This window comes from Comamonas sp. GW821-FHT11H03 (assembly GCF_058807955.1).
The window spans coordinates 673,129-699,180 of record NZ_JBXARF010000002.1; the positions used below are offsets into that span (position 1 = coordinate 673,129).

Sequence of the window (26,052 nt, forward strand, 5' to 3'; positions counted from 1 at the left end):
ATATTCACTCTCTTCTGATTCATTATTTCAACTGGCGCCAGCTGGGACGAACTAATACCACAGGAAGTCTTGCAAGCTTATCTGTTATTCCATCATTACCTTTTCGTATCTGCTCATTCTTGGTATTGAATCGAAGCTCTTTGCTGGAGGCGGTCATGCGAGAGTAATTTTTTCCATTTATGGTGTCTAGTGAATTATAGTGTGGGTCTCCATTGATGTTGATAATGGGCACAGAAGGTGATGATCCTGAAGTAATATTAATGAATGTTCTAAATGTTTTTGCTGCTTGAGGCTGGGGGGCGCAAACCTCTTCACCACTTGCAGTAGCACTTCCTGATGCGGGCTTTTCACTGATGATTTCTAAAATATTACTACCATCATAGAAATCAATATTGCTTGTTACGCGCTCTCCGGCAACAGGAAGGTCAAGATACCAGCCCTTCTTTGCTGTGCAACTTGTGCTGCCTGAACTACAAGCATAGACCACCTCTTGGGTGGAGAGGGTCCAATAATTGCGTGATGCACTGATGCCTTGTCCGCTGGATCCTGTTCCTGCTCCATTATCAACAGATTGACTCTGCAATGCGCTGCGACCGGAAACTGTAGCTGGTTCAGGGTCAGTGGTTTTGACAGTAACCCTTCCTGTATCGGAACCGCTCGAGGCGATGATGTATCGGGTATTATCCAGAATTGAATAAACGGTCTGCGTAGATGTATCTGTGCGATCTGTCTCTGTGAGATTTCTGCCAGTGCCAAATGCGACCATCAGGCCTCCTGCACTGCGATTCGTGCGCAGAGTTGGTGGAGCAGTAATGGGTTGTCTGCTAGAACTGCCAGAAGTCGATGTATAGGTGGCTGTAAAAAAAGGGTTCCCGCTGAAAGCAACGCCCCAATTTGCTGCTGTAGAACTTGAAATGTCAAACTTCCACAGGTTACCGCGTAAATCACCTGCATATACATAATCAGGGATGCCGTCCCCATTAACGTCCAGCGTTTGTGGGGATGAAAGGCCGTTTTGTACAGCTTCTGCGGTTCCTGTTGCTACAGCAGGAATTTTGACCAAGGATTTATCACCGTCAAGATATTGAAGCAAAAGAACTGGCCGCTCATTAACACTGTTGTAGCCATTTCCAGTGATATAAGCCCATCGACCATTGTTTAGGCGCGTAATTTGCAATGTTCTTTGAAAATTGCTTTCAGCAACAACTGGTGAACCAAAGATATGTCCAATATCTGAATCGACATTCGTGTCCAATGGTTTGCTGGTGCCCGCAGCATCAGTCACTGCTGCAGCTGTTTTGTCCATGACAACTAAAGACGCTGCATTGGATTCAGAAAAATTAGTTGCAGGTGCTGTGGGAGTCTTTGTGGAGCCATCTGATCCAGGTTTTGTCACATCCAGCACAAAATAGCCTCTGCCGCCAGCTCCTAGTGCACCAACGAGGTAGGTGCGCCAATCTGGTTCGCTACTTGTTCCAACATCAATATCCCCTGACATTGGGGATCCATCAACATAATAGCGGTGCGAATATCCTCCATCAGATAGTGTGGCAAGATTCTGAATCACTCCATGAGGTACATACGCTATTTTCTCAGTTCCATCATTGGCCGAGAATCCATGAAGCATGCCATCATTACCGCCAACATAAAGCATCGGCAAGCGATAACGATTGCTATTGATGAATGATTGATAACTATTGCTGATATACCCGTTGGCCGGAGATCCTACATACCAGATGGCAGAGTTGACAATATCCCCTTGGCGGCTTTTACGATTGCGGAAATTTGCAGTGGTATTTGAGGTGCTGTAATTTCTTGACTCTTTGCTCCTGTCGCCTCTAATGAAGTTCAAGCGATCCTCTCCTCGACCATCTCCCGCAAGGGTAGTGCCTGTATCGATATAGCCTTTATTGAGCCACATCTTCTGGGAAACGCCGGTGTTGGAAGAGCTCAAATTTGCCCATTTGAATGGAATGCCGGCGGCTGGACTGGATAAGTTATTGAAGGAGAGGATAAATCTGCTGTTTATCTGTGCCGTACTTAGGGCGTCAAGTTTGTCTGCTGTAGAGAAGGCTTTATTATTTGATGGATTTGTTCCCCAATTGGGGTTGATGATAGATGACCCAGAGGTGTCTATCGTGTCTGATGTTACGAATCCATACCAGCGATTGTCATTCGAATTTGGATCATCTGCAGCAATATAGCTTGTTTGATAAGATTGTGTGCCCACCCGGCTAACAGACCCAGATGCAGACGTGAAGCCCGTTATAGGTGCGTTTGTGTCAACAATAATGTCATCAAAAATATCTGAAAAAACAGCAGTCAAATCGCCTGTGACAGGGTAGTATTTACCTCTGCTATTGATGGCCATATGCCAGAGTTCTTGCGGTCTGAAATCATCATAATCACTGTCGGCATTTGATGATGTGACATCATCCCATTTTTTATTTCCGACGACTAAATTCGAGAAGCCAGTGTCATACATGCCAAAGACACCGCCTGACCATTGGGGTGATGTGGATGAGTTTTCACATGTTGTCTTATTTGAGCCGCTATAATTTGAGCAAGCTTTGTTGTTGAAAGAAGAAGATGAAGATCCTCCTATTTTTGACAAAGTGCTGGCGGTAGGTCCATAGCCAATTGTGTATTGAACAAGATGTTGCCATTCCGCAGGGTCATTTCTGGGATTCCAGTATTCTGATAGTGTTCTGGAGCTATTATTGGAGCCTGTGAATGTCTCATCGCCTGTTTTTCTTATTTTTGGATTTACCTCGTTGGCTATCCCATTTTGCAGGTCATTAGCCCAATAGTAAAATGCTATGTCTGATAATGTTGGGTATGCATAGTATTGTGAATTAGATAGCCTTGTGTCACTGCCATATGCATCCCGATATATTCTTGTTTGTGTATTTGTGGCGAGATATGCTTGTGTTCCATAAGGGGATGCGGCGCGTGTGCTGCTTGCTGGGGCCGGGGTAGGTAATGATGCTATTTCTTTATTGTCGTAATTTTGGATGGGAAGTGTGGATAATGCACTTGGAAGCTTCATGTCCGTTTGAAAAGACGTTCCATTTAATCCGGAGTCGGAGTATTTGAAATTCCAGCCGCCATCTGATAATAATATATGGTAGGCTCTTCGGCAGCTTAATGGATTTGAGTCTGCGGTGCCGGGAATTTTGTTCCAGGGACTGCTTGCTCCTGTGGTTTGAAGATATTTTCCTGCATTCCATGCTAAGACTTGAGTTGGCGTTGTTCCTGTTGCTGTTAGCTTGCCTAGCCATGTCTTAAAGTTTGTTTTTTGAGTTCCTGAAAATTTGCCTATTGAATTGACGCTAAGGCAATTTCCAGAAGACGATGGAATTGCATTGCAGGAAAATGACTGCCAAGCTAATCTGAATTGGTCATCGTATCTTGTACTGTTGATCAATACATTGTTCAAACCATCCTGAACTAGTTTTATGCGCGTATTTATTCCATCATCTTTTGTACCCATACTCCCTGATGTGTCGATCGAAAGAATGACATTAGGAATGGGCGCTTTGTATGCGGTTCCTGCAGGATACATTACTAAATTAATAGGATCAGCCCATGATGCTGGCGTGCAGCCTAGAGATGCAATCAATAAGGCAAGCTTGGTGTGCTTCGGTGGAAAAGAGTTTTTCATGAAATTTTCCGAAATTTATCAAATCTAGGTGGATTTATTCAATTGCCTGAACTGATAAAGTAGATTGAAGAACAACTTCAGTATTTGGTTTTAGTCCGCGTGCTAGTGCTGTAATGCGATAGACTATAAGTTTTTTTCTGGCGGGCGCAAAACGCTCTACATTTGAATTTGGGTCCAATCCGGACATAAGAGCCACATTGGTGTCAATATAGGGCAGCATCTCCACCCAGTACCAAGCGCCTTTGCCTGCTTCTGATCGCGAGAGAATTTCATTGCTGGTAGTTGCTCCTGTGAATTGTCCGTAGCGAGCCCCAACGTCCGTAGCAATCATGCTGGAGAGTGTGCTTGCGTCATTCCAGAAGTCCTGAGGGTCTGCTCGTTTCTGGCATATGCCTTTGAAGCATTTGACAGTAGGGTTTTGGGTACCAATGGTTGAGAGCACGCTTTCAAGATCTTTGGTTTCTATATCAAAATAGACAGCAGTTGTTGCTCTGCATACATCGCCCTTTGATTCATCCCTGACGCAAGCAGAACCATCTGCTTTGGTTCCTCTGATATCAAACTCGGCATCTTGCAGCATGGCTTGTGCGGCTTCAAAGGTTCGCTGATAATCAGCATCGTTGCCAAGCAATATTTCATTGAACCATGAGCTTCTTGCTGCCCATAATGCAAGCAGCATTGAAAGCAAAACAAAAACAATAACGACATATAAAGCAATACCGTGTTGCTTCATTTTTGGTGAGGGTATTTTTGATTTTTGCATAATTTCTCAAATATTAGGCATTTCCTTGGCTTCGTATTTGATATGTGTTGCGAAAAACCATTTTCATTCGATTCCCATAAGAGGTGCTGGTCCCGCTGCAATTGATGTATTTCGCATCCGATGTTGATGTATTTTCGGTCCCTGAAAGCTCTAGGCAAATTTCAACAGCGTAAATACGGTTCCAACTACTAATGCCGTCTGCAGAGTGATACTGCATATTTGCACTGTTGTTGGCTTGCTCTAAATACCTTACCTGCATATCCGTGACATTACTGATGATGGGTTGTGCTGATGTGCTACCTGTGCTGGTGCATACCAATTCATTGGTGGATGCTTTTCTTTCAAATTGACTGGTTAGAACGGAAGTTGTTGCCAAGCTTCCCGAGCTTGCTGTTGCTGGATTTTGACCAAGGCAATCTCTTAGCAAAGATGTGCTTGTAGATGTTGTTGTGTATTCAAAGTAATTCTGATAACCAACAGTGATGCTTGGAGTGGTGCTGCCACTTAATGTTGATGTCGCCCTGTTGAAGTTGGGACGTGCTCCTGCAGGGTCGGGAGGGTCAAATGCAACAGGAATCATGGCGATATTTGAATTTGTTGCAGATGCTTGTGTAATGCTTGGGTTCAGATCCAATTGCATGCTTCCTGCTTGTCTGATCTGCTGTCCAATGACTCGAAAAGCATAAGAGGCTTGTTGTTGCAAAGTAGTCGCTTCAGAAACGGAGCTTGATATTCCACGAGAGGCCATTAAGGCGCCTGCCGCGGTCGCTACAACTAGCAGTCCTAGCGTGATGCCAACCATTAATTCAATTAACGTGACACCTCTTTGGGAGATCGCTTTCTTTGTCATTATGAAACTCGTATGATTAAATATTTTCATAATTGTTATTATTAGTTGGGGCAATAAAGGTTGCCGTCACCAATTGACCATGGAGCGCAGCGCTGCATGGGTTGAACATATTGAAGGTGGCAGGTTAGGCCAGTGGGACAGCTCACAGCAGTACCAGATGAGTCTGTTGCTGATTTTATGGCTAATGGTGTGCTGAGCTTGTCATTTTCATCTGCAGTCAGTTCTTTTCCATTTTGAAGATATTTGTTCTCATTCCAGCCAATAACAACACCTAATTGGTTTGTGCCGTTTTGGGGTAGAAAAATATTGACATTAGATCCTGGGAGCGTATTCGTGACATTTGTGCGCCATTGCTTGATGTCATAGGTGGCTAATTCTGCTGGTGTGCATACGGCACTGCCGCAGTCATTGCTGGTTTTTGGGCTTGTCGTATACGTAGACAAATTTCCAAGTGCATCTGGATTATTTTGAAGACGCTCTCCAAGGTCTCCAATCAGGCGTATGGCCTGAGCCCGGCGGACACTGGCCTGCGTGTCGGTAAGTGTCTTCATTTGAGCTCCTAGTATTCCCAGGATGCCAAGCACCATGACAATGATGGCGATCATTGACTCAAGCAGGCTGAAGCCTTTTTGTATCTTGGAAGAATTCATTGTTTTGGCTATTTTTGGCATGGGATATCTTTTTGTTCTATGACATTAATACGACCACCTGAGGCCATACAGATGCCTTTGGCGGCAGGAGATGAAATTCCGGCGGGTTGTGGGGCAACAGTAAAACCCACAAGGTTGGCGCCATCGGCCATGCCCCAGCGGTTTAGGCTGATAGTGACACCAGATTTGCTGCGGCTTACTGTGATGTTTTTGGGAGTTTCGTAGCGCAGAATTTCCTCGCCCGCATTCCAGCGTTTGTTGGCATTGGCATCAACAAAGACAACCCAGCCGCAATCCCAGTCTTGCGTGGTTCCATCCGTTACACATCCGGCGGTGGTTTTTGGAAGCTTTTCCAGATAGACCTTGCCACCACGTTTGATGGCTTCAGATCTGGCAAGCATCAAGCTGGATTTCATTGCCTCAGTCACTTGATATACGCGCCATTGATCAAATAAGGGGTTGAAACTGGGGATCGCAATTGCAGTCAAGACAGTCAGCACTGCCATGGTCATCAGCATTTCAATGGCCGTGAGTCCACGAGATGAAAATTGCCTTTGGCAACTGCTGCTGGTAGAGCAAGACACGCGGACTCCATTTCAAGAATCACGATCTATCTAGCCGGGCTGCATTGCTGTTCCCCTGTGGGTTTTCTCAGGTGCAGGCGAGGGTGCTTGAATTCATGCGCTTGATGCGGCCGCTGCCGCTCACGCAAAGCGAGCTGGCACTGGCTTCTGCGTTGCTGCTATCCAAAGGCGTCAGGCGGAAAGCGAAAAAAGATACGCTGTCGCTTGTAAGTTGACCCCAGCGATCGACCTGAACTGGCTTGGTCAGGCTTCCGCTGTCCTGTCCGGTGCTGCTATCAATACTTGTAAGCTTGACTTTAATGCGGCGAGGAGGCGGTGTTTGTTGAAGAATTTCTTCACCGCTGTCTTTGACGCCGTCGCTGTTTTTGTCGGCAAATACGAGCCACCCGCAATTCCATACATCCGTGTCAGTGTCGGAAATCGTGCATCCGTCGGTGCTGGCGTTTCGGAGGATGGTAACCCCTCCCCCGCGCTTGACCGCCTCCGACCGCGCAAAGTACAGAGTGGACTGCAACTCTTCCGAAACCTGGCGCACTCGCCAGCGTTCAATGATTGGATTGAAGCTGGGTGCGGCAATGCCGGCCAAAATGGCCAGAATGGCAACCGTGACCATGAGTTCAATGGCTGTGAAGCCTTTGGAAAAATGGCGACGAATGAGGGGCAAATTGGGCATGCTGGCATATTACGTTTCGTTGCATGCCGAATGCTTTGTGACTGGATGAGTGGTCTTGCTGGGGAGATCGGTGGTTGTTTTCAGCGGCGGCGGCCGGAAGGTGGGTAGGCATACCCAGAGCATGCCCCGGAGTTGGGTCTTCCCTGGCATTCCCGATACAGCCGTCTCTCGCGTTCGGCCGTGGTTTCTTCCGAGCTGCTCCGGGTGGTCTGGATCTTGACCTTGCTGCTTTGCTTCTTGGTTGCTTTGTGCTTGCGTTGGCCTGTATTGGCTGCGAGTGCTGGCTGATCTGCGAGAGCGAAGACCATGAGGGCCGCTGTGCAGAGGCTGGCAAACGAATGGCGTCTAGGAAAGCTGGTCATTGCAGATCCCTGGATGGAGGTGATGGGCGCATTGTCCGAGCCTTGCTTGGAAGCGGGCAAGCGGGTTTGCCAGCCTTGGTCTTGTGCCCAGTCGTGCTATTGCATGGAGGATAAATCGCCTCTTGATATAATCACTGGGTTTTGCATGGTGCAAGACGCACGCCGAGGCCTTTCCAGCCCTGGCGCAAGTAACCAAGGTGCTCCCCGCTGAGTGCCAAATCCTAAGGAAAACAAAATGATCGCTGCCGATAAGAAGGCTGAAGTTGTCAAGGCCAATGCCCGTTCCGAAAACGACACTGGTAGCCCCGAAGTGCAAGTGGCTCTGCTGACAGCTCGCATCAACGAACTGACTCCCCACTTCAAGGCTAACGCCAAGGACCACCACGGTCGTCGCGGTCTGCTGCGCATGGTGAGCCGTCGCCGCAAGCTGCTGGACTACCTGAAGTCCAAGGACGCTGACCGCTACACAGCACTGATCGCCAAGCTGGGCCTGCGCAAGTAAGCACGGTGAAAGATCGAAACGCCTGAGTTAGATTGCCTAGCTCAGGCGTTTTTTACTTCGGAGTTCGCAAAACAGAGCGAAGCTGTGTCATTCCAGTGCTGCACTATTTGTAGCGCGTAGTGCAGCACTGGAATGGCATCGTGTTCTGTTTGCACTCCAAATCAAGACTGGATCAGCGCATCCAGCTATTCATAAAGGAGTCAATATGACCATGTTCAACAAAGTTACCAAGACCTTCCAGTGGGGCCAGCATACGGTCACCATGGAAACCGGCGAAATCGCCCGTCAGGCCTCCGGCGCCGTGCTGGTCAACATCGACGACACCGTGGTGCTGGCCACTGTGGTGGGCTCCAAGATCGCCAAGGCCGGCCAGGACTTCTTTCCCCTGACCGTTGACTACATCGAGAAGACTTATGCAGCCGGCAAGATCCCCGGCAGCTTCTTCAAGCGCGAAGCCAAGCCTTCCGAGCTGGAGACTCTGACCTCGCGTCTGATCGACCGCCCCATCCGTCCCCTGTTCCCCGAAGGCTTCTACAACGACGTGCATGTGGTCATCCACACCATTTCGCTGAATCCCGAAGTCGACGCCGACATCGCTGCCATGATTGCTGTCTCCGCTGCTCTGGCAGTGTCGGGCCTGCCTTTCAACGGTCCTATCGGTGCAGCCCGCGTGGGTTACATCAATGGCGAATACGTGCTGAACCCCGGTCAGACCCAGCGCAAGGATTCGCAGATGGATCTGGTCGTTGCCGGTACCGAATCCGCCGTGCTGATGGTGGAGTCCGAAGCCCAGCAACTGCCTGAAGAAGTGATGCTGGGCGCCGTGGTGTTCGGCCACGAGCAAGGCAAGATCGCCATCGACGCCATCCATGACCTGGTGCGCGAAGGCGGCAAGCCCGCATGGGACTGGACTGCTCCCGCCAAGGACGAAGCGCTGATCGCCAAGGTGGTCGAGCTGGGCGAAGCCAAGCTGCGCGCCGCTTACCAGGAGCGCAACAAGCAGGTGCGTACCCTGGCTTGCCGCACTGCCTACGCCGATGTCAAGGCCGCCTTGACCGAGCAAGGCGTGGCGTTCGACGGCGTCAAGGTTGAAGGCATGCTGTTCGACATCGAAGCCGGCATCGTGCGTTCGCAGATCCTGGCGGGCGAGCCCCGTATCGACGGCCGCGACACCCGTACCGTGCGTCCCATCGAAATCCGCTCCTCCGTGCTGCCCCGCACTCATGGCTCCGCGCTGTTCACGCGTGGTGAAACCCAGGCTCTGGTGATCTCCACGCTGGGTACTGAGCGCGACGCTCAGAAGATCGACGCGCTGGCTGGCGAGTTCGAAGACCGCTTCCTGTTCCACTACAACATGCCTCCCTTTGCCACTGGCGAAGTGGGTCGCATGGGCTCGACCAAGCGCCGTGAAATCGGCCACGGCCGTCTGGCCAAGCGCGCTCTGGCCGCTTGCCTGCCGACCAAGGAAGAGTTCCCCTACACCATCCGCGTGGTGTCGGAAATCACCGAGTCCAACGGTTCCTCGTCCATGGCTTCGGTCTGCGGCGGCTGCCTGTCCATGATGGACGCCGGCGTGCCCATGAAGGCGCATGTGGCCGGTATCGCCATGGGTCTGATCAAGGAAGACAACAAGTTCGCCGTGCTGACCGACATCCTGGGTGACGAAGATCACCTGGGTGACATGGACTTCAAGGTGGCCGGTACCACCAACGGCATCACTGCCCTGCAGATGGACATCAAGATCCAGGGCATCACCAAGGAAATCATGCAGGTCGCCCTGGCTCAGGCCAAGGAAGCGCGCATGCACATCCTGGGCAAGATGCAGGAAGCCATGGGTGAAGCCAAGACTGAAGTCTCCAGCTTCGCGCCCAAGCTCTACACCATGAAGATCAACCCCGAGAAGATCCGTGACGTGATCGGCAAGGGCGGCGCCACCATCCGTGCGCTGACCGAAGAGACCGGCACCCAGATCAACATCGAGGAAGACGGCACCATCACCATTGCCGCCACCGACGGCGCCAAGGCTGAAGCTGCCAAGCTGCGCATCGAGCAGATCACGGCTGAAGTCGAGATCGGCAAGATCTACGAAGGCCCCATCGTCAAGATTCTGGAATTCGGTGCCCTGGTCAATCTGCTGCCCGGCAAGGACGGTCTGCTGCACATCAGCCAGATCGCTCACGAGCGCGTGGAAAAGGTCACCGACTACCTGCAAGAAGGTCAAGTGGTCAAGGTCAAGGTTCTGGAAACCGACGACAAGGGTCGTGTCAAGCTGTCCATGAAGGCGCTGACCGAGCGTCCCGCCGGCATGCCCGAGCGCGAGCCGCGTGAACCCCGTGGCGATCGCGAGTACCGCGAACGTGCTCCTCGTCAGAATCGCGAACCCCGCGAGAATCGCGAGCCGCGCGAAAACCGCGCAGCCGCTGACGAGCAGCAGCAACAGCAGCAGTAATGACTGAGCAGGAGTCCGCCGCGAGGCGGTCTCCTGTTTTGTTGTTTGCTGGCTGATCCTGAGTTTGTAGTTGCTAGCGCTTTTGCATAAGCGCTTGAGCCTGATTTCTTTGATAAAGCAAAGCCTGACTATGCAAGCCAACACAATGCGAGCGGTGGAAATCACCAGCTATGGTGCGCCAGACGTGCTGCGCATGGGTGTACGTCCCATGCCGGTGGCGGCCGAGGGGGAGGTGCTGATTCGCGTTGCCGCGAGCGGCATCAATCGCCCCGACGTGCTGCAGCGCAAAGGTCATTACGCACCGCCTCCTGGTGCCTCCGATCTTCCGGGGCTTGAGGTGGCGGGTGTGATCGTGGCGGGCGATGAGGCGGCCATGGGCAAGGCGGGCTTCAAGCTCGGCGACCGTGTCTGCGCGCTGGTCGCCGGTGGCGGCTATGCGAGTTTCTGCGCTGCGCCCGTTGACCAGTGTCTGCCGGTGCCGGCGGGCTTCAGCGACGTGCAGGCGGCTGCCTTGCCCGAGACCTTTTTCACGGTCTGGAGCAATGTGTTTGACCGGGGTGCTCTGCAGCCTGGCGAAACCTTGCTGGTGCAGGGCGGCAGCAGCGGCATTGGCGTGACGGCGATTCAGCTGGCCAAGGCCTGGGGTGCGACGGTCATTGTCACGGCGGGCAGTGATGCCAAGTGCGATGACTGCCTCAAGCTCGGGGCCGATCACGCCATCAACTACAAGACACAGGATTTTGCGGCAGAAGTGCAGCGCATCACGTCGGGCGAAGGCGTCAACGTCATCCTCGACATGGTCGCCGGCAGCTATGTGGCGCGCGAAGTCCAGTGCCTGGCTCCTGATGGCCGTCTGGTCATCATTGCGGTGCAGGGCGGTGTCAAGGCCGAGTTCGATGCCGGCCTGGTGCTGCGCAAGCGACTGACCGTGACCGGCTCCACGCTGCGCCCGCGCTCCGTGGCCTTCAAGGCGGCGATCGCCGAGGCGCTCAAGCGCAATGTCTGGCCTCTGCTGGAGTCCGGCAAGGTGCGCCCAGCCATTTATCGTGAATTCGATGCTGCTGATGCGGCGCAGGCTCATGCGCTGATGGAGTCCAGCCAGCACACCGGAAAAATCGTTTTGACTTGGGAAACATGAAGCAAAAACTCATTGTTGGCAACTGGAAGATGAATGGCAGCCTGGCTGCCAATGCCGCTTTGCTGCAGGCCATCAAGCAGGGCTTGCCTGCTGACAACAAGGCGGGTGTGGCTGTGGCTGCTCCTGCGCCCTATCTGGCTCAAGTCCAGGCGGAACTTGCGGGTGCTGCCATTGGTGTGGGCGCTCAGGATGTGTCCCAGCACGAGCAGGGTGCATTCACGGGCGAGGTTTCGGCCGCCATGCTCAAGGAGTTCGGCGTGCGCTATGCGCTGGTCGGTCACTCCGAGCGTCGTCAGTATCATGGCGAGACCGATGCCGTGGTTGGCAGCAAGGCTCAGGCCGCGCTGGCCAAGGGCATCACGCCCATCGTCTGCGTGGGCGAGACCCTGGCGGAACGTGAAGCAGGTCAGACCGAAGCCGTGGTCAGGCGTCAACTGGCAGCCGTGATTCATCAGGTCGGCCACTGCGTGAGCGAGCTGGTCGTGGCCTATGAGCCTGTCTGGGCCATAGGCACCGGCAAGACTGCCACTCCCGAGCAGGCCCAGCAGGTGCATGCCGTGCTGCGGGCGCAGCTGGCGGCGGCCAGCGACAAGGCTGATCGCGTGCCCCTGCTTTATGGCGGCAGCATGAATGCAGGCAATGCGGCGCAACTGCTGGCTCAGGCCGATATTGACGGTGGCCTGATCGGTGGCGCGGCTCTCAAGGCCCCGGATTTCCTCACTATTATTGCGGCAGCGCAATAATTCGTCTGCGCCGCACTCCGGTGCGGTGCGCAATGATTCAGACTTTTAGGTTTTGATATGAACGTCTTTTCCAGCGTCATTCTCGCGGTCCAGATGCTGGCCGCTCTGGGCATGATCGGCCTCATTCTCATGCAGCACGGCAAGGGTGCCGATATGGGGGCTTCTTTTGGCAGCGGCTCGTCGGGCAGTCTGTTTGGCGCCTCGGGCAGTGCCAACTTCCTGTCGCGCTCCACGGCCGCTCTGGCCACGGTGTTCTTCGTGGCGACACTGGCACTGGCTTATCTGGGCAATGCTCGCCCAGTGAGTTCGGGTAGTGTGCTGGAAGGCGCAGCTCCTGTGTCGGCTCCTGCGCCTGCTGCCGATGTGCCGCCAGCAACTACTACCGGTGGTGCTGCCGTGCCTCCTGCTGCTCCTGCAGAGGGTGCAGCCCAGATCCCAACAAAATAATTTGAGAAAATCCTGAGGAACCCCGGAGAGTGGGGTTTTTCAGGCTAGAATCTAGGGATTGTCTGGGGATCAGAATCTTTGCAATGAGGGTTCCAGAGATTGCCAGACTTTGAGACGATGCCGTCGTGGTGGAATTGGTAGACACGCTATCTTGAGGGGGTAGTGGCGAAAGCTGTGCGAGTTCGAGTCTCGCCGACGGCACCAACATATAACTAAAAACCTGCCCTGCTGATCAGGCAGTGATCGGTGAGGCATGTTTTCATAACAAGGCCCACTCGATGAACATCGATCAGTACCTTCCCGTTCTTCTGTTCATTCTTATTGGCATGGCTGTGGGTGTTGTACCCCTGGTCCTCGGCTACGTGCTGGGTCCCAACCGCCCTGATGCTGCCAAGAACTCCCCCTATGAATGCGGTTTCGAGGCGTTTGAAGACGCTCGAATGAAGTTTGATGTGCGCTATTACCTGGTCGCCATCCTGTTCATTCTGTTCGATTTGGAAATCGCATTTCTGCTTCCCTGGGCTGTCGCACTCAAAGATGTCGGCGGCGTGGGTTTTGTTGCTGTCCTGATTTTCCTGGCCATTCTGGTCGTGGGCTTTGCCTACGAGTGGAAAAAAGGCGCCCTGGATTGGGAATGAGCAGCTTTTCTGAGGAAACACGATGATCGAAGGCGTGATGAAGGAAGGCTTCGTCACCACCAGTTATGACACGGTGGTGAACTGGGCCAAGACGGGGTCGATCTGGCCCATGACGTTTGGCCTGGCCTGCTGTGCGGTGGAGATGATGCACGCAGCCGCTGCCCGCTATGACATCGGTCGCTTCGGCTCCGAAGTGTTCCGTGCCAGCCCCCGCCACTCTGACCTGATGATTGTTGCCGGTACGCTGTGCAACAAGATGGCTCCCGCGATGCGCAAGGTCTATGACCAGATGTCCGAGCCGCGCTGGGTCATCTCCATGGGCTCCTGTGCCAATGGTGGTGGTTACTATCACTACAGCTACTCGGTGGTGCGCGGTTGCGATCGCATTGTTCCCGTCGACGTCTATGTGCCTGGTTGCCCACCGACAGCGGAAGCGCTGATCTACGGCATCATCCAGCTGCAGCAGAAGATTCGTCGTACCCACACCATCGCTCGCGTTTAAAGGGCTGAGATGACTGCAATTGCAATTCACCCCGAAAAGCTTCGGGATGTGGTTACGGCTGCCTTGGGTGACAAGGTGCGCTCTGTCACTTTGGCCTATGGCGAAGTGACGGTGGAGGTATCCGCTGACAAGTATCTGGACGTGATGCAGATTCTGCGCAATGCCCCGGACTGCCAGTTCGAGATGCTGCTGGATCTGTGCGGCGTGGACTACTCCACTTATGCGGAAGTCGGCAAGGACGGTCCGCGTTTTGCCGTTGTATCCCACCTGATGTCTCTGACGTTGAACCAGCGCCTGCGGGTGCGTGTGTACTGCGCGGATGACGACTTCCCCGTGGTGGCCTCGATCAACCCCATCTGGAACTCGGCCAACTGGTTCGAGCGCGAAGCCTTCGATCTGTTCGGCATCGTGTTCGAAGGTCACGAAGACCTGCGTCGCATCCTGACCGACTATGGCTTCATCGGCCATCCGTTCCGCAAGGATTTCCCTCTGTCCGGCCACGTGGAAATGCGCTACGACGCCGAACAGCAACGTGTGGTGTACCAGCCCGTCACGATCGAGCCGCGCGAAATCACGCCTCGCATCATTCGTGAAGAAAACTACGGCGGAGGCCTGCACTAAAGGCGCACGTCGCCTTTTGACGGAAGACCATGGCTGAAATCAAGAACTATTCCCTGAACTTTGGTCCGCAGCACCCGGCAGCGCACGGTGTGCTGCGTCTGGTGTTGGAGCTCGATGGCGAAGTGGTGCAGCGCGCCGACCCGCACATCGGTCTGCTGCACCGCGCGACCGAAAAGCTGGCCGAAAGCAAGACCTATATCCAGTCGCTGCCCTATATGGACCGCCTGGATTACTGCTCGATGATGAGCAACGAGCACGCTTACTGCCTGGCCATTGAAAAACTGATGGGCATCGAAGTGCCCATCCGTGCCCAGTACATCCGCGTGATGTTCTCGGAAATCACCCGCATCATGAATCACCTGATGTGGCTGGGTTCCTCGGGCAACGATGCCGGAAGCTCGACCATCCTGATCTACAGCTTCCGCGAGCGTGAAGCGCTGATGGACATGTACGAAGCCGTCTCGGGCGCGCGCATGCACGCGGCCTACTTCCGTCCCGGTGGTGTGTATCGCGACCTGCCGGACAGCATGCCCCAGTACAAGGCCAGCAAGGTGCGCAATGTGCGCTCCATGGAGGCCATGAACGAAGACCGCAAGGGTTCGATGCTGGACTTCATCGATGCTTTCACGCAGCGCTTTCCCAAGTGCGCGGATGAGTACGAAACCCTGCTGACCGACAACCGTATCTGGAAGCAGCGCAACGTCGGCATCGGCGTGGTGTCTGCAGAGCGCGCCATCAACCTGGGTCTGACCGGTCCCATGCTGCGCGCCTCCGGCTTGCCCTGGGACATGCGCAAGACGCAGCCCTACGAGGTCTACGACAAGCTGGACTTCGATATTCCGGTGGGCGCTACGGGCGACTGCTACGACCGCTATCTGGTTCGCATGGCCGAGATGCGCGAGTCCAACAAGATCATCAAGCAATGCGTGGACTGGCTGCGTGTCAATCCCGGCCCGGTGATCACGGACAATCACAAGGTTGCACCCGCAAGCCGTGAAGCCATGAAGTCCAACATGGAAGAGCTGATTCACCACTTCAAGCTCTTTACCGAAGGCTTCAAGGTTCCCGAAGGCGAGGCTTATGCTTCCGTCGAGCATCCCAAGGGTGAGTTCGGCATTTATTTGATCAGCGATGGTGCCAACAAGCCCTATCGACTGAAGATTCGTCCACCAGGATTTGCGCACATGGCTGCTCTCGATGAAATGAGCCGTGGCCATATGCTGGCTGACGCCGTGATGGTGCTCAGTACCCTGGACATCGTGTTTGGAGACGTTGACCGATGATTACCGAAGCGACCAGAGAACGCTTTGCGCGTGAGGTGGCAAAGTATCCGGCTGACCAGAAACAGTCTGCCGTCATGGCTTGCCTGTCTATCGTGCAGCAGGAGCAGGGCTGGGTCAGCCAGGAAAGCGAGGCAGTGATTGCCGAAGTCCTGGGCATGGCCGAGATTGCGGTGCACGAAGTCACCACTTTCTACAACATGTACAACCAGCAACCCGTTGGCAAGTACAAGCTCAATGTCTGCACCAATCTGCCATGCCAGCTGCGTGACGGCTACAAGGCCTTGCACCACCTGGAGCACAAGCTGGGCATCAAGATGGGTGAGACCACCAAGGATGGCCTGTTCACGCTGCAGCAGTCCGAGTGCCTGGGCGCCTGCGCCGATTCGCCCGTGATGCTGGTCAACGACCGTTGCATGTGCAGCTTCATGAGCAATGAGAAGCTTGACGAGCTGGTCGACGGCCTGCGCGCAGCGGAGGGCAAGGCATGAGCACGATTCTGAACAATCCTGCCGCCAATGCCGTGCTGGCCAAGTTCGCGTCGACCGGCAATGAAACCTGCTTCCACGACCGTCACATCAACCCCCAGATCTATGCAGATCTGAACGGCAGCAACTGGTCCATCAAGGACTACGAAGCACGCGGCGGCTATCAGGCCCTGCGCAAGTTGCTGGGCAAGGACGGCGGCGAAGGCCTGACGCAAGATCAGGTCATCGCGACGCTCAAGGAATCCGGTCTGCGTGGCCGCGGTGGTGCGGGCTTTCCCACGGGTCTGAAGTGGAGCTTCATGCCCCGCCAGTTCCCCGGTCAGAAGCATCTGGTCTGCAACTCCGACGAGGGCGAACCAGGTACCTGCAAGGACCGCGACATCCTGATGTTCAACCCGCACATCGTGATCGAAGGCATGATCATTGCCGCTTTCGCGATGGGTATCAGCATCGGCTACAACTACATCCACGGCGAAATCTTCGAAGTCTATGATCGCTTCGAGGCAGCCCTGGAAGAAGCTCGCGCGGCCGGTTATCTGGGTGACAACATCCTGGGCAGCAGCTTCAGCTTCCAGTTGCATGCCCACCATGGCTTTGGCGCCTATATCTGCGGCGAAGAAACCGCGCTGCTGGAATCGCTGGAAGGCAAGAAGGGTCAGCCCCGCTTCAAGCCGCCATTCCCCGCCAGCTTCGGTCTGTACGGCAAGCCTACGACCATCAACAACACCGAGACTTTTGCGGCCGTTCCCTGGATCATCCGCAACGGTGGCCAGGCCTATCTGGAATGCGGCAAGCCCAACAACGGCGGCACCAAGATCTTCTCGGTCAGCGGCGACGTGAACCTGCCCGGCAACTACGAAGTTCCCATGGGCACGCCTTTCAGCAAGCTGCTGGAGCTGGCGGGCGGTGTGCGCACCGGTCGCAAGCTCAAGGCCGTGATCCCCGGCGGCTCTTCGTCGCCCGTGCTGCCTGCCGACATCATCATGGACTGCACGATGGACTATGACTCCATCTCCAAGGCCGGCTCCATGCTGGGTTCGGGCGCCGTGATCGTGATGGATGATTCGCGCGACATGGTCGAGTGCCTGCTGCGTCTGTCGTACTTCTATTCGCACGAGTCCTGCGGCCAGTGCACGCCCTGCCGTGAAGGCACGGGCTGGCTGTGGCGCGTGGTGAACCGTATTCAGCACGGCGAAGGCCGTCCGGAAGATATCGAGCTGTTGGACTCGGTATCCGTGAACATCATGGGCCGCACCATCTGTGCGCTCGGCGACGCGGCAGCCATGCCGGTTCGCGCCATGATCAAACACTTCCGCCACGAGTTCGAAGCGAAGATCCAGAACGCTTCCAAACAGGCTGCATAAGCGCCTGATCGCGAGACAAGCATATGGTTGAAATTGAACTGGACGGAAAAAAGGTCGAGGTGACGGAAGGCAGCATGGTCATGCATGCAGCCGAGAAGGCCGGCACCTACATTCCTCACTTCTGCTACCACAAGAAGCTATCCATTGCGGCCAACTGCCGCATGTGCCTTGTGGATGTGGAAAAGGCTCCCAAGCCCATGCCCGCCTGCGCCACGCCAGTGACGCAAGGAATGATCGTGCGCACCAAGAGCGAGAAGGCCATCAAGGCACAACAGTCGGTGATGGAGTTCCTGCTCATCAATCACCCGCTGGACTGCCCCATCTGCGACCAGGGCGGCGAATGCCAGCTCCAGGATCTGGCAGTGGGTTATGGCAGCAGCTCTTCGCGCTACGAAGAAGAAAAGCGCGTGGTGTTCCACAAGAACGTGGGGCCGCTGATTTCCATGGAGGAAATGAGCCGTTGCATTCACTGCACACGTTGCGTGCGCTTTGGCCAGGAAGTGGCCGGCGTCATGGAACTGGGCATGATTCACCGCGGCGAGCATTCCGAGATCACCACCGTGGTGGGCGATAGCGTGGACTCCGAGCTGTCGGGCAATATGATCGACATCTGCCCCGTGGGCGCGTTGACCAGCAAGCCCTTCCGCTACAGCGCCCGTACCTGGGAGCTGTCGCGCCGCAAGTCGGTGGCTCCTCACGACTCCACAGGCTCCAACCTGATCGTTCAGGTCAAGAACCACAAGGTCATGCGCGTTGTGCCTTTCGAGAACGAAGAGGTCAACGAATGCTGGATTGCCGACCGCGACCGCTTCTCCTACGAAGCGCTGAACAGCGACGAGCGCCTCACCAAGCCCATGCTCAAGCAGGGCGGCGAGTGGAAGGAAGTCGACTGGCAGACCGCTTTGGAGTATGTGGCTAACGGCCTGCAGCAGATCAAGAGCAACCATGGTGCCAGCACCATCGGCGCTCTGGTCAGCCCTCACAGCACAGTGGAAGAGCTGTTCCTGGCTGGCAAGCTGGTGCGCGGCATCGGTAGCGAGAACATCGACTACCGTCTGCGCAATGCCGAGTTCACTGCCACGCAAGGCGTTCAGTGGCTGGGCCTGCCCATCGCTGCATTGAGCAATCTGCAGTCGGCGCTGATCGTGGGCTCCAACCTGCGCAAGGACCATCCGCTGTTCGCACAGCGCATTCGCCAGGCTGCCAAGAAGGGCTGCAAGGTCTTCGCCATCAACGATCGCGTCTATGACTGGGCCTTGCCCGTCAACGCATCGGTGGTCGCTGCCGGCGACTGGGCTCAGGCCCTGGCCGATGTGGCCGCCGCCGTGGCCGAGGCCAAGGGCGTGACGGCTCCCGTAGCCGGTCAGGTCCATGACGAAGCCAAGGCGATTGCCGCGGCCCTGCTGGCCGGCGAGCAAAAGGCCGTGCTGCTGGGCAATGCCGCAGCACACCATGCCCAGGCTTCCGCACTGCTGGCTCTGGCCAGCTGGGTTGCCGAGCAGACCGGCGCTGCCGTGGGCTATCTGACCGAAGCCGCCAACACCGTGGGCGCGCAATGGGTCAAGGCCATGCCTGCTGGCAACGGTCTGAATGCGGCTCAGATGATTGACGGCGGCCTGAAGGCAGCCATCTTGCTGAACAATGAGCCCGAGTTCGACAGCGCTGCCGGCAAGGCCGCCATCGCCGGCCTGAACAAGGCCGAGATGGTGGTGACACTGAGCCCTTTCAAGGCCAACCTTGAATTCAGCGATGTGCTGCTGCCCATTGCTCCGTTCACGGAAACCTCGGGCAGCTTTGTCAATGCCGAAGGCCGTCTGCAGAGCTTCCACGCCGTCGTCAAGCCTCTGGCCGACACGCGTCCCGCATGGAAGGTGCTGCGCGTGCTGGCCAATCTGATGGGTGTGCCGGGCGTGGACTATGAGACGTCGCAAGACGTGCTGGCTGAGGCCACTGGCGGCGCTGCCCAAGTGCCTGCCAATGTGCTGAGCAATGCGGCCAAGGCCGTGAGCGCAGTGCCCGCCGGCAATGTGACTGCGCCTGCAGTCGCCAGCATTTACCAGCTCGACAGCATCGTGCGCCGCGCTACATCGCTGCAATTGACGGCTGACGCTCGTCAGGTTCGTGAGGGAGGCGCCGCATGATCGACGCATTGAAAGCCTGGGGCGCGGGCCTTTCCGCCGCTCCTTTCTGGACCGATGTGGCCTGGCCCGTCATCTGGATTCTGCTCGGCATCGTGGCCATCGTGGCTCCCCTGATGGGTGCCGTGGCCTACCTCACATTGTGGGAACGCAAGCTGCTGGGTTTCATGCAAATCCGTCTGGGCCCCAACCGCGTGGGTCCCTCGGGTCTGCTGCAGCCTCTGGCTGACGGCCTGAAACTGCTGACCAAGGAACTGATTCAGCCCACGGCAGCTGCCAAGGGCCTGTTCTATGTGGGTCCTGTCATGGCCATCATGCCTGCCCTGGCGGCCTGGGTGGTGATTCCCTTCGCTCCCGATGTGGCCCTGGCCAACGTGAATGCGGGCCTGCTGCTGCTGATGGCCATCACTTCCATCGAAGTCTATGGCGTGATCATTGCGGGCTGGGCCTCCAACTCCAAGTACGCCTTCCTGGGTGCGCTGCGCGCCTCCGCTCAGATGGTGAGCTACGAAATCGCGCTGGGCTTCTGTTTCCTGGTGGTCATCATGGTCACGGGCAGCATGAACCTCTCGGCCATCGTGATGAGCCAGGGTCAGGGTCAGTTCGCATCCATGGGCATGAGCATCCTGTCCTGGAACTGGCTGCCGCTGCTGCCCATCTTCATCGTCTACCTGATCTCGGTCGTTGCCGAAACCAACCGTCACCCGTTTGACGTGGTTGAAGGCGAAGCCGAAATCGTGGCCGGTCACATGGTCGAGTACTCGGGCATGGGCTTTGCGGTCTTCTTCCTGGCCGAATACGCGAGCATGTGGCTGGTCTCCATCCTGGCCGTGATCATGTTCCTGGGCGGTTGGTTGCCTCCGTTCGACTTCCTGGGCTTCATCCCCGGTTGGATCTGGCTGGCGATCAAGACCTTCCTGGTGGTGTCGTGCTTCATCTGGATTCGCGCGACCTTCCCGCGCTTCCGTTATGACCAGATCATGCGTCTGGGTTGGAAGATCTTCATTCCTGTCACCCTGGTGTGGCTGGTGGTTGTGGGTGCTTGGCTGTACTCGCCCTGGAACATCTGGAAATAAGCGGAGTACGTATGTCTGCAGTAGCTGCAACACCTTTCTCCTTCAAGGATTTCCTCAAGAGCTTCATGCTCTGGGAACTGGCCAAGGGCATGGCCCTGACTGGTCGCTACACCTTCCGTCGCAAGATCACGGTGCAGTTTCCTGAGGAAAAAACACCTCAATCGCCACGCTTCCGTGGTCTGCACGCCCTGCGCCGTTACGAAAACGGCGAAGAGCGCTGCATTGCCTGCAAGCTTTGTGAAGCCGTGTGCCCTGCCATGGCCATCACCATCGAGTCCGATGTGCGTGACGACGGCTCGCGCCGTACCACGCGCTATGACATCGATCTGACCAAGTGCATCTTCTGCGGCTTCTGCGAAGAAAGCTGCCCGGTGGACTCCATCGTGGAGACGCACATCTTCGAATACCACGGCGAAAAGCGCGGTGATCTCTACTTCACCAAGGACATGCTCCTGGCAGTGGGTGACCGTTATGAAGCCGAGATCGCTGCCAACAAGGCAGCAGATGCCAAGTACCGCTGAAGCGGCTCCTTGATCACTTGAAAAGATTCGATCCATGGACGCCAAAACTGGTTTTTTCTATCTGTTCTCGGTCGTGCTGCTGTTTGCAGCCTTCCGGGTTGTCACGGCTCGCAACCCTGTGCACGCCGTGCTCAATCTGATTCTGGCCTTCTCGCAAGCGGCTGCCATCTGGCTGCTGCTCAAGGCTGAATTCCTCGGCATCGCTCTGGTGCTGGTCTATCTGGGCGCTGTGATGGTGCTGTTCCTGTTCGTGGTGATGATGCTCGATATCCGTATCGACTCCATGCGCCGCGGCTTCTGGAAGCATTTCCCGTTCGCAGCCCTGATCGGTGTGCTGATCGCCTTTGAAATGGGCATGGTGCTGATGGGCGGTTTCGGCGATGTCGAAGACGCCAAGGCGGTTGGTGCGACCATGGTCAATGCAGCCGGCCAGACCGTTCCTTACTCGAACACACAGGCTCTGGGCAAGCTGCTGTACACGGAATACCTGTATCCCGTGGAAATAGCGGCCGTGATCCTGCTGGTGGCCATGATTGCCGCAATTGCCCTGACGCTGCGCAAGCGCAAGGACAGCAAGGCCATGAACCCTGCAGATCAAATTCGTGTACGCGCCTCTGACCGCATCAAGCTGGTCAAGGTCGACAGCACCAAGCCTGCACAAAAACCTGACGCTGAAGCCGCGGCTGCAGCGCCTGCTGTGGAGACAAAAGCATGACGCTGACTTTGGGCCACTTCCTGACGCTGGGTGCCATGCTGTTTGCACTCTCCGTGGTTGGCATCTTTCTGAACCGCAAGAACCTGATTGTCTTGCTCATGGCCATCGAGCTGATGCTGCTGGCCGTGAACATGAACTTTGTCGCGTTTTCCAGTTATCTGGGCGACATGCACGGTCAGGTGTTCGTGTTTTTCATCCTGACAGTGGCTGCTGCTGAATCGGCCATCGGTCTGGCGATCTTGGTGCTGTTGTTCCGTAACAAGACAAGCATCGATGCGGAAGATCTCAACGCCCTCAAGGGTTGAGTCCGCCGTAACTTGCAAGGTTCTCAAGAAATGAGTCAAACCCTTTCTGCATCCATGCTGCTTGCGGTGCCTTTGGCACCGCTGGTCGGCTCCGCACTCGCGGGTATCTGGGGCACGGCCTTTGGCGGCAACAAGATTGGTCGCACCGGCAGCAGCTCCCTGACGATTCTGAGCGTGCTCTTGGCCTTCGTTCTGTCGGCCCTCACGTTCCAGGCTGTCGTCTTCGACGGCGCAAAGTTCAACGAGACCATCTACACCTGGATGGTTGTCGGTGGCCTGAAGATGGAAGTCGGTTTTCTGATCGACTCCATCACGGCCATGATGATGTGCGTGGTGACCTTTGTGTCGCTGATGGTTCACATCTACACCATGGGCTACATGGAAGAAGATGACGGCTACAACCGTTTCTTCTCCTATATCTCGCTGTTCACCTTCTCCATGTTGATGCTCGTGATGAGCAACAACCTGCTGCAGCTGTTCTTCGGCTGGGAAGCCGTGGGTCTGGTGTCCTATCTGCTGATCGGCTTTTACTACAAGAAGCCCACGGCCATCTTCGCGAACCTGAAGGCCTTCCTGGTCAACCGCGTGGGTGACTTTGGCTTCATTTTGGGTATCGGCCTGATCGCTGCCTACACCGGCACGCTGAACTATTCTGAAATCTTCGCCAAGCTGCCGGAGATCCAGAACACCCAGCTGCCCGGTACGGGCTGGCTGCTGGTGACCGTGACTGCCATCTGCCTGTTCATCGGCGCGATGGGCAAGTCGGCCCAGTTCCCGCTGCACGCCTGGCTGCCGGACTCCATGGAAGGCCCCACACCTATCTCCGCGCTGATTCACGCGGCGACCATGGTGACGGCTGGTATCTTCATGGTGTCGCGCATGTCCCCTCTGTTTGAGCTGTCGGATGTTGCGCTGAACTTCATCCTGGTGATCGGCTCCATCACGGCGCTGTTCATGGGTATCCTGGGCATCATCCAGAACGACATCAAGCGCGTGATTGCGTACTCCACGCTGTCCCAGCTGGGCTACATGACCATCGCTCTGGGTGTGTCGGCCTACTCGGTGTCCGTGTTCCACCTGATGACCCACGCCTTCTTCAAGGCGCTGCTGTTCCTCGGTGCCGGCTCCGTCATCATGGGCATGCACCACAATCAGGACATCCGCTGGATGGGCGGCGTGCGCAAGTACATGCCCATCACCTGGATCACCTTCCTGCTGGGTAATCTCGCGCTGATCGGCACGCCGTTCTTCTCGGGCTTCTACTCCAAGGATGCGATCATCGAGGCGGTTCATGCTTCCAACCTGCCTGCTGCCGGCTTTGCCAATTTTGCAGTGCTGGCCGGTGTGTTCATCACGGCTTTCTACTCCTTCCGCCTGTACTTCATCGTCTTCCACGGCAAGGAACGCTACGACCAGAACCCCGATGCCCACCATGATGACCACCACGGTCATGACGACCACGGCCATGGCCATGATGCCAAGCCCCACGAGTCGCCTCTGGTGGTGACCGGTCCTCTGGTGCTGCTGGCCATTCCTTCGGTGGTGATTGGTGCGATTGCGCTGATGCCCATGCTGTTTGGCGACTTCTTCAAGGGCGTGATCCACGTCGATGGCTCCAAGCATGGCGCCATGGCCGAACTGGCCGAGCAGATCCACGGCTGGGTGCCCATGGCGCTGCACGGCTTCACGGCTGCACCGTTCTGGCTGGCTCTGGCCGGTGTGGTGGTGTCCTATGTGTTCTACATGGTCAAGCCCGAGATTCCTGCTGCCATCATGGCTTTCTCCAAGAAGATTGGTCTCTACCAGGTTCTGGAAGGCAAGTACGGCGTGGACTGGGTGTACGAGAACATCTTCGCCCGCGGCTCCCGTGCCTTCGGTACCTTCTTCTGGAAGGCCGGCGATCAGGCCATCATCGATGGCGCCATCGTCAACGGCTCCTGGAAGCTCATGGCCAAGCTCGGTCAGTGGGTGCGCGGCCTGCAAACAGGCTATCTCTATCACTACGCGTTGGTCATGCTGCTGGGTATCGTTGCCCTCATGACGTACTTCGTGTGGCTCAACAAGTAGTAGGGGAAGAACAAAAATGGGTTTGTTGAGTCTTTCTATCTGGGTGCCGATTGCTTTTGGCGCCCTCCTGCTGGCCTTCAGCAAAGAAGGGCAGGCCAACGCGGTGCGCTGGCTGGCACTGATCGGTGCGCTGATCGGTTTTGCGGTGACCATTCCTTTGGTCACCGGCTTCGACACCACGACTGCCAACATGCAGTTTGTGGAGAACGCGCTCTGGATCGAGCGCTTCAACATCCACTACCACCTGGGCGTGGATGGCATCTCCATGTGGTTTGTGCCGCTGACGGCCTTCATCACCGTCATCGTGGTGATCGCCTCCTGGACCAGCATCACCGAGCGCGTTAACCAGTACATGGCCGCTTTCCTGATCCTGTCAGGTCTGATGATCGGTGTGTTTGCGTCTCTGGACGGCATGCTGTTCTACGTGTTCTTCGAAGCGACTCTGATCCCGATGTATCTGATCATCGGTATCTGGGGTGGTCCGAACAAGATCTACGCAGCCTTCAAGTTCTTCCTGTACACCTTGATGGGCTCGCTGCTCACGCTGGTCGCCCTGATCTATCTGTACACCCAGTCGGGCGGCAGCTTCGAGATCCTGGACTGGCACAAGCTGCCCCTGTCCGGTACCGCACAGACGCTGATCTTCTTCGCCTTCTTCGCCGCTTTTGCGGTGAAGGTGCCCATGTTCCCGGTCCACACCTGGCTGCCCGACGTTCACGTTGAAGCGCCTACCGGCGGTTCCGCCGTGCTGGCCGCCATCATGCTGAAGCTGGGTGCCTACGGTTTCCTGCGCTTCTCTTTGCCCATTGCTCCCGATGCGGCGCATGAGTGGTCGGGCCTGATGATCACGCTGTCGCTGATTGCCGTGATCTACGTGGGCGTGGTGGCGCTGGTGCAAAAGGACATGAAGAAGCTGGTGGCTTATTCGTCCGTGGCTCACATGGGCTTTGTGACCCTGGGCTTCTTCATGTTCAACAACCTGGGCATCTCCGGTGGCCTGGTGCAGATGATTGCCCACGGTTTCGTGTCCGGCGCCATGTTCCTGTGCATCGGCGTGCTGTACGACCGCGTTCACTCGCGCGAAATCGCCGCTTACGGCGGTGTGGTCAACACCATGCCCAAGTTCGCTGCCTTTGCCCTGCTGTTCGCCATGGCCAACTGCGGCCTGCCTGCCACTGCCGGTTTTGTCGGCGAGTGGATGGTGATCCTGGGTGCCGTGCAATACAACTTCTGGATTGGTCTGGGCGCTGCAACCGCTCTGATCTTCGGCGCTGCCTACACCCTGTGGATGTACAAGCGCGTGTACCTGGGTGCAGTGGCCAACGACCATGTGGCTGAGCTCAAGGACATCAACTGCCGCGAATTCCTGGTGCTTGGCCTGTTGGCCGCGGCCGTGCTGGTCATGGGTCTGTATCCCAAGCCCTTCACCGATGTGATGGATGTGTCTGTGGCAGAGCTCATCAAGCATGTGGCTGTGAGCAAGCTCAACTGACCAGACTGAAACGAGAGACA

At 55.8% G+C, this 26,052-nt stretch carries 24 protein-coding genes and 1 tRNA gene; 19 read left to right on the forward strand and 6 right to left on the reverse strand.

What is annotated here, in order from left to right; translation table 11 throughout:
* Window positions 1-22: 22 nt before the first annotated feature.
* From AC1RTQ_RS07530 to AC1RTQ_RS07555, 6 genes are all read right to left on the reverse strand, one after another.
* The gene (locus AC1RTQ_RS07530; RefSeq protein ID WP_492874874.1) at window positions 23-3,664 is read right to left on the reverse strand and encodes a pilus assembly protein; all 3,642 of its coding nucleotides are present in this window, start codon (window positions 3,662-3,664) and stop codon (window positions 23-25) included.
* 34 nt (window positions 3,665-3,698) lie between these two features.
* Window positions 3,699-4,427: a pilus assembly PilX family protein gene (locus AC1RTQ_RS07535; protein ID WP_492874875.1), complete on the reverse strand. Its 729-nt coding sequence runs from the start codon at window positions 4,425-4,427 to the stop codon at window positions 3,699-3,701.
* 13 nt (window positions 4,428-4,440) lie between these two features.
* Window positions 4,441-5,277, reverse strand: a complete 837-nt coding sequence (locus tag AC1RTQ_RS07540; protein ID WP_492874876.1) for a PilW family protein — start codon at window positions 5,275-5,277, stop codon at window positions 4,441-4,443.
* Window positions 5,278-5,318: 41 nt separating this feature from the next.
* Window positions 5,319-5,948: a type IV pilus modification protein PilV gene (gene pilV, locus AC1RTQ_RS07545; protein ID WP_492874877.1), complete on the reverse strand. Its 630-nt coding sequence runs from the start codon at window positions 5,946-5,948 to the stop codon at window positions 5,319-5,321.
* Window positions 5,936-6,511 (reverse strand): GspH/FimT family pseudopilin, encoded by a 576-nt coding sequence (locus AC1RTQ_RS07550; protein ID WP_492874878.1) that lies wholly within the window; start codon window positions 6,509-6,511, stop codon window positions 5,936-5,938. The genes pilV and AC1RTQ_RS07550 overlap by 13 nt, the downstream gene beginning before the upstream one ends.
* Before the next feature lie 67 nt (window positions 6,512-6,578).
* Window positions 6,579-7,184, reverse strand: coding sequence for a GspH/FimT family pseudopilin (locus tag AC1RTQ_RS07555; protein ID WP_492874879.1), 606 nt, complete (start codon window positions 7,182-7,184; stop codon window positions 6,579-6,581).
* A 597-nt stretch (window positions 7,185-7,781) separates the two neighbouring features.
* Between AC1RTQ_RS07555 and rpsO the strand changes: the two genes are divergently transcribed.
* The 19 genes from rpsO to AC1RTQ_RS07650 all read left to right on the forward strand — a co-directional run bounded on the left by rpsO (window position 7,782) and on the right by AC1RTQ_RS07650 (window position 26,032).
* On the forward strand, window positions 7,782-8,048 hold the full coding sequence (gene rpsO, locus AC1RTQ_RS07560; protein ID WP_003057844.1) for a 30S ribosomal protein S15: 267 nt from the start codon (window positions 7,782-7,784) through the stop codon (window positions 8,046-8,048).
* A 205-nt stretch (window positions 8,049-8,253) separates the two neighbouring features.
* Window positions 8,254-10,497, forward strand: a complete 2,244-nt coding sequence (gene pnp / locus AC1RTQ_RS07565; protein ID WP_492874880.1) for a polyribonucleotide nucleotidyltransferase — start codon at window positions 8,254-8,256, stop codon at window positions 10,495-10,497.
* A 130-nt stretch (window positions 10,498-10,627) separates the two neighbouring features.
* Window positions 10,628-11,635, forward strand: a complete 1,008-nt coding sequence (locus tag AC1RTQ_RS07570; RefSeq protein WP_492874881.1) for an NAD(P)H-quinone oxidoreductase — start codon at window positions 10,628-10,630, stop codon at window positions 11,633-11,635.
* Entirely contained in the window at window positions 11,632-12,378 is a 747-nt protein-coding gene (tpiA, locus tag AC1RTQ_RS07575) for a triose-phosphate isomerase (protein WP_492874882.1), read from the forward strand. The genes AC1RTQ_RS07570 and tpiA overlap by 4 nt, the downstream gene beginning before the upstream one ends.
* Before the next feature lie 57 nt (window positions 12,379-12,435).
* Window positions 12,436-12,825: a preprotein translocase subunit SecG gene (gene secG / locus AC1RTQ_RS07580; RefSeq protein WP_492874883.1), complete on the forward strand. Its 390-nt coding sequence runs from the start codon at window positions 12,436-12,438 to the stop codon at window positions 12,823-12,825.
* 119 nt (window positions 12,826-12,944) lie between these two features.
* Window positions 12,945-13,029 (forward strand) — tRNA-Leu (locus AC1RTQ_RS07585).
* A 74-nt stretch (window positions 13,030-13,103) separates the two neighbouring features.
* On the forward strand, window positions 13,104-13,463 hold the full coding sequence (locus AC1RTQ_RS07590; protein WP_003064381.1) for an NADH-quinone oxidoreductase subunit A: 360 nt from the start codon (window positions 13,104-13,106) through the stop codon (window positions 13,461-13,463).
* Window positions 13,464-13,485: 22 nt separating this feature from the next.
* Window positions 13,486-13,965, forward strand: coding sequence for a NuoB/complex I 20 kDa subunit family protein (locus AC1RTQ_RS07595; protein WP_003057832.1), 480 nt, complete (start codon window positions 13,486-13,488; stop codon window positions 13,963-13,965).
* Between the two features lie 9 nt (window positions 13,966-13,974).
* On the forward strand, window positions 13,975-14,586 hold the full coding sequence (locus tag AC1RTQ_RS07600; RefSeq protein ID WP_003076499.1) for an NADH-quinone oxidoreductase subunit C: 612 nt from the start codon (window positions 13,975-13,977) through the stop codon (window positions 14,584-14,586).
* Between the two features lie 29 nt (window positions 14,587-14,615).
* Window positions 14,616-15,869: an NADH-quinone oxidoreductase subunit D gene (locus tag AC1RTQ_RS07605; protein ID WP_302091926.1), complete on the forward strand. Its 1,254-nt coding sequence runs from the start codon at window positions 14,616-14,618 to the stop codon at window positions 15,867-15,869.
* Window positions 15,866-16,357 carry an NADH-quinone oxidoreductase subunit NuoE gene (nuoE, locus tag AC1RTQ_RS07610; RefSeq protein ID WP_003057829.1) on the forward strand — a complete coding sequence of 164 codons (492 nt, stop codon included), beginning with the start codon at window positions 15,866-15,868 and terminating at the stop codon, window positions 16,355-16,357. The genes AC1RTQ_RS07605 and nuoE overlap by 4 nt, the downstream gene beginning before the upstream one ends.
* Window positions 16,354-17,718, forward strand: a complete 1,365-nt coding sequence (nuoF, locus tag AC1RTQ_RS07615) for an NADH-quinone oxidoreductase subunit NuoF (RefSeq protein WP_003057828.1) — start codon at window positions 16,354-16,356, stop codon at window positions 17,716-17,718. Before nuoE ends, nuoF begins: the two co-directional genes overlap by 4 nt.
* Window positions 17,719-17,741: 23 nt before the next feature.
* A complete protein-coding gene (gene nuoG / locus AC1RTQ_RS07620; RefSeq protein ID WP_409814315.1) occupies window positions 17,742-19,859 on the forward strand; it encodes an NADH-quinone oxidoreductase subunit NuoG in 2,118 nt (705 codons plus the stop codon).
* Window positions 19,856-20,932 carry an NADH-quinone oxidoreductase subunit NuoH gene (gene nuoH, locus AC1RTQ_RS07625; RefSeq protein WP_003057825.1) on the forward strand — a complete coding sequence of 359 codons (1,077 nt, stop codon included), beginning with the start codon at window positions 19,856-19,858 and terminating at the stop codon, window positions 20,930-20,932. The genes nuoG and nuoH overlap by 4 nt, the downstream gene beginning before the upstream one ends.
* 11 nt (window positions 20,933-20,943) lie before the next feature.
* On the forward strand, window positions 20,944-21,453 hold the full coding sequence (gene nuoI / locus AC1RTQ_RS07630; RefSeq protein WP_003057824.1) for an NADH-quinone oxidoreductase subunit NuoI: 510 nt from the start codon (window positions 20,944-20,946) through the stop codon (window positions 21,451-21,453).
* A 34-nt stretch (window positions 21,454-21,487) separates the two neighbouring features.
* The gene (locus AC1RTQ_RS07635; RefSeq protein ID WP_003076492.1) at window positions 21,488-22,168 is read left to right on the forward strand and encodes an NADH-quinone oxidoreductase subunit J; all 681 of its coding nucleotides are present in this window, start codon (window positions 21,488-21,490) and stop codon (window positions 22,166-22,168) included.
* Window positions 22,165-22,473, forward strand: coding sequence for an NADH-quinone oxidoreductase subunit NuoK (gene nuoK / locus AC1RTQ_RS07640; protein WP_003057821.1), 309 nt, complete (start codon window positions 22,165-22,167; stop codon window positions 22,471-22,473). Before AC1RTQ_RS07635 ends, nuoK begins: the two co-directional genes overlap by 4 nt.
* 30 nt (window positions 22,474-22,503) lie before the next feature.
* A complete protein-coding gene (gene nuoL, locus AC1RTQ_RS07645) occupies window positions 22,504-24,540 on the forward strand; it encodes an NADH-quinone oxidoreductase subunit L (RefSeq protein WP_302091923.1) in 2,037 nt (678 codons plus the stop codon).
* 16 nt (window positions 24,541-24,556) lie between these two features.
* A complete protein-coding gene (locus AC1RTQ_RS07650) occupies window positions 24,557-26,032 on the forward strand; it encodes an NADH-quinone oxidoreductase subunit M (protein WP_182286033.1) in 1,476 nt (491 codons plus the stop codon).
* The last annotated feature ends 20 nt before the right edge of the window (window positions 26,033-26,052 follow it).

What these genes read in the sequence shown, in the direction of transcription:
- AC1RTQ_RS07530 (WP_492874874.1), bottom strand. Translation starts at nt 3,664, where the DNA reads ATGAAAAACTCTTTTCCACCGAAGCACACCAAGCTTGCCTTATTGATT.
- AC1RTQ_RS07535 (WP_492874875.1), bottom strand. Translation starts at nt 4,427, where the DNA reads ATGCAAAAATCAAAAATACCCTCACCAAAAATGAAGCAACACGGTATT.
- AC1RTQ_RS07540 (WP_492874876.1), bottom strand. Translation starts at nt 5,277, where the DNA reads ATGACAAAGAAAGCGATCTCCCAAAGAGGTGTCACGTTAATTGAATTA.
- pilV (WP_492874877.1), bottom strand. Translation starts at nt 5,948, where the DNA reads ATGCCAAAAATAGCCAAAACAATGAATTCTTCCAAGATACAAAAAGGC.
- AC1RTQ_RS07555 (WP_492874879.1), bottom strand. Translation starts at nt 7,184, where the DNA reads ATGCCCAATTTGCCCCTCATTCGTCGCCATTTTTCCAAAGGCTTCACA.
- rpsO (WP_003057844.1), top strand. Translation starts at nt 7,782, where the DNA reads ATGATCGCTGCCGATAAGAAGGCTGAAGTTGTCAAGGCCAATGCCCGT.
- pnp (WP_492874880.1), top strand. Translation starts at nt 8,254, where the DNA reads ATGACCATGTTCAACAAAGTTACCAAGACCTTCCAGTGGGGCCAGCAT.
- AC1RTQ_RS07570 (WP_492874881.1), top strand. Translation starts at nt 10,628, where the DNA reads ATGCAAGCCAACACAATGCGAGCGGTGGAAATCACCAGCTATGGTGCG.
- tpiA (WP_492874882.1), top strand. Translation starts at nt 11,632, where the DNA reads ATGAAGCAAAAACTCATTGTTGGCAACTGGAAGATGAATGGCAGCCTG.
- secG (WP_492874883.1), top strand. Translation starts at nt 12,436, where the DNA reads ATGAACGTCTTTTCCAGCGTCATTCTCGCGGTCCAGATGCTGGCCGCT.
- AC1RTQ_RS07590 (WP_003064381.1), top strand. Translation starts at nt 13,104, where the DNA reads ATGAACATCGATCAGTACCTTCCCGTTCTTCTGTTCATTCTTATTGGC.
- AC1RTQ_RS07595 (WP_003057832.1), top strand. Translation starts at nt 13,486, where the DNA reads ATGATCGAAGGCGTGATGAAGGAAGGCTTCGTCACCACCAGTTATGAC.
- AC1RTQ_RS07600 (WP_003076499.1), top strand. Translation starts at nt 13,975, where the DNA reads ATGACTGCAATTGCAATTCACCCCGAAAAGCTTCGGGATGTGGTTACG.
- AC1RTQ_RS07605 (WP_302091926.1), top strand. Translation starts at nt 14,616, where the DNA reads ATGGCTGAAATCAAGAACTATTCCCTGAACTTTGGTCCGCAGCACCCG.
- nuoE (WP_003057829.1), top strand. Translation starts at nt 15,866, where the DNA reads ATGATTACCGAAGCGACCAGAGAACGCTTTGCGCGTGAGGTGGCAAAG.
- nuoF (WP_003057828.1), top strand. Translation starts at nt 16,354, where the DNA reads ATGAGCACGATTCTGAACAATCCTGCCGCCAATGCCGTGCTGGCCAAG.
- nuoG (WP_409814315.1), top strand. Translation starts at nt 17,742, where the DNA reads ATGGTTGAAATTGAACTGGACGGAAAAAAGGTCGAGGTGACGGAAGGC.
- nuoH (WP_003057825.1), top strand. Translation starts at nt 19,856, where the DNA reads ATGATCGACGCATTGAAAGCCTGGGGCGCGGGCCTTTCCGCCGCTCCT.
- nuoI (WP_003057824.1), top strand. Translation starts at nt 20,944, where the DNA reads ATGTCTGCAGTAGCTGCAACACCTTTCTCCTTCAAGGATTTCCTCAAG.
- AC1RTQ_RS07635 (WP_003076492.1), top strand. Translation starts at nt 21,488, where the DNA reads ATGGACGCCAAAACTGGTTTTTTCTATCTGTTCTCGGTCGTGCTGCTG.
- nuoK (WP_003057821.1), top strand. Translation starts at nt 22,165, where the DNA reads ATGACGCTGACTTTGGGCCACTTCCTGACGCTGGGTGCCATGCTGTTT.
- nuoL (WP_302091923.1), top strand. Translation starts at nt 22,504, where the DNA reads ATGAGTCAAACCCTTTCTGCATCCATGCTGCTTGCGGTGCCTTTGGCA.
- AC1RTQ_RS07650 (WP_182286033.1), top strand. Translation starts at nt 24,557, where the DNA reads ATGGGTTTGTTGAGTCTTTCTATCTGGGTGCCGATTGCTTTTGGCGCC.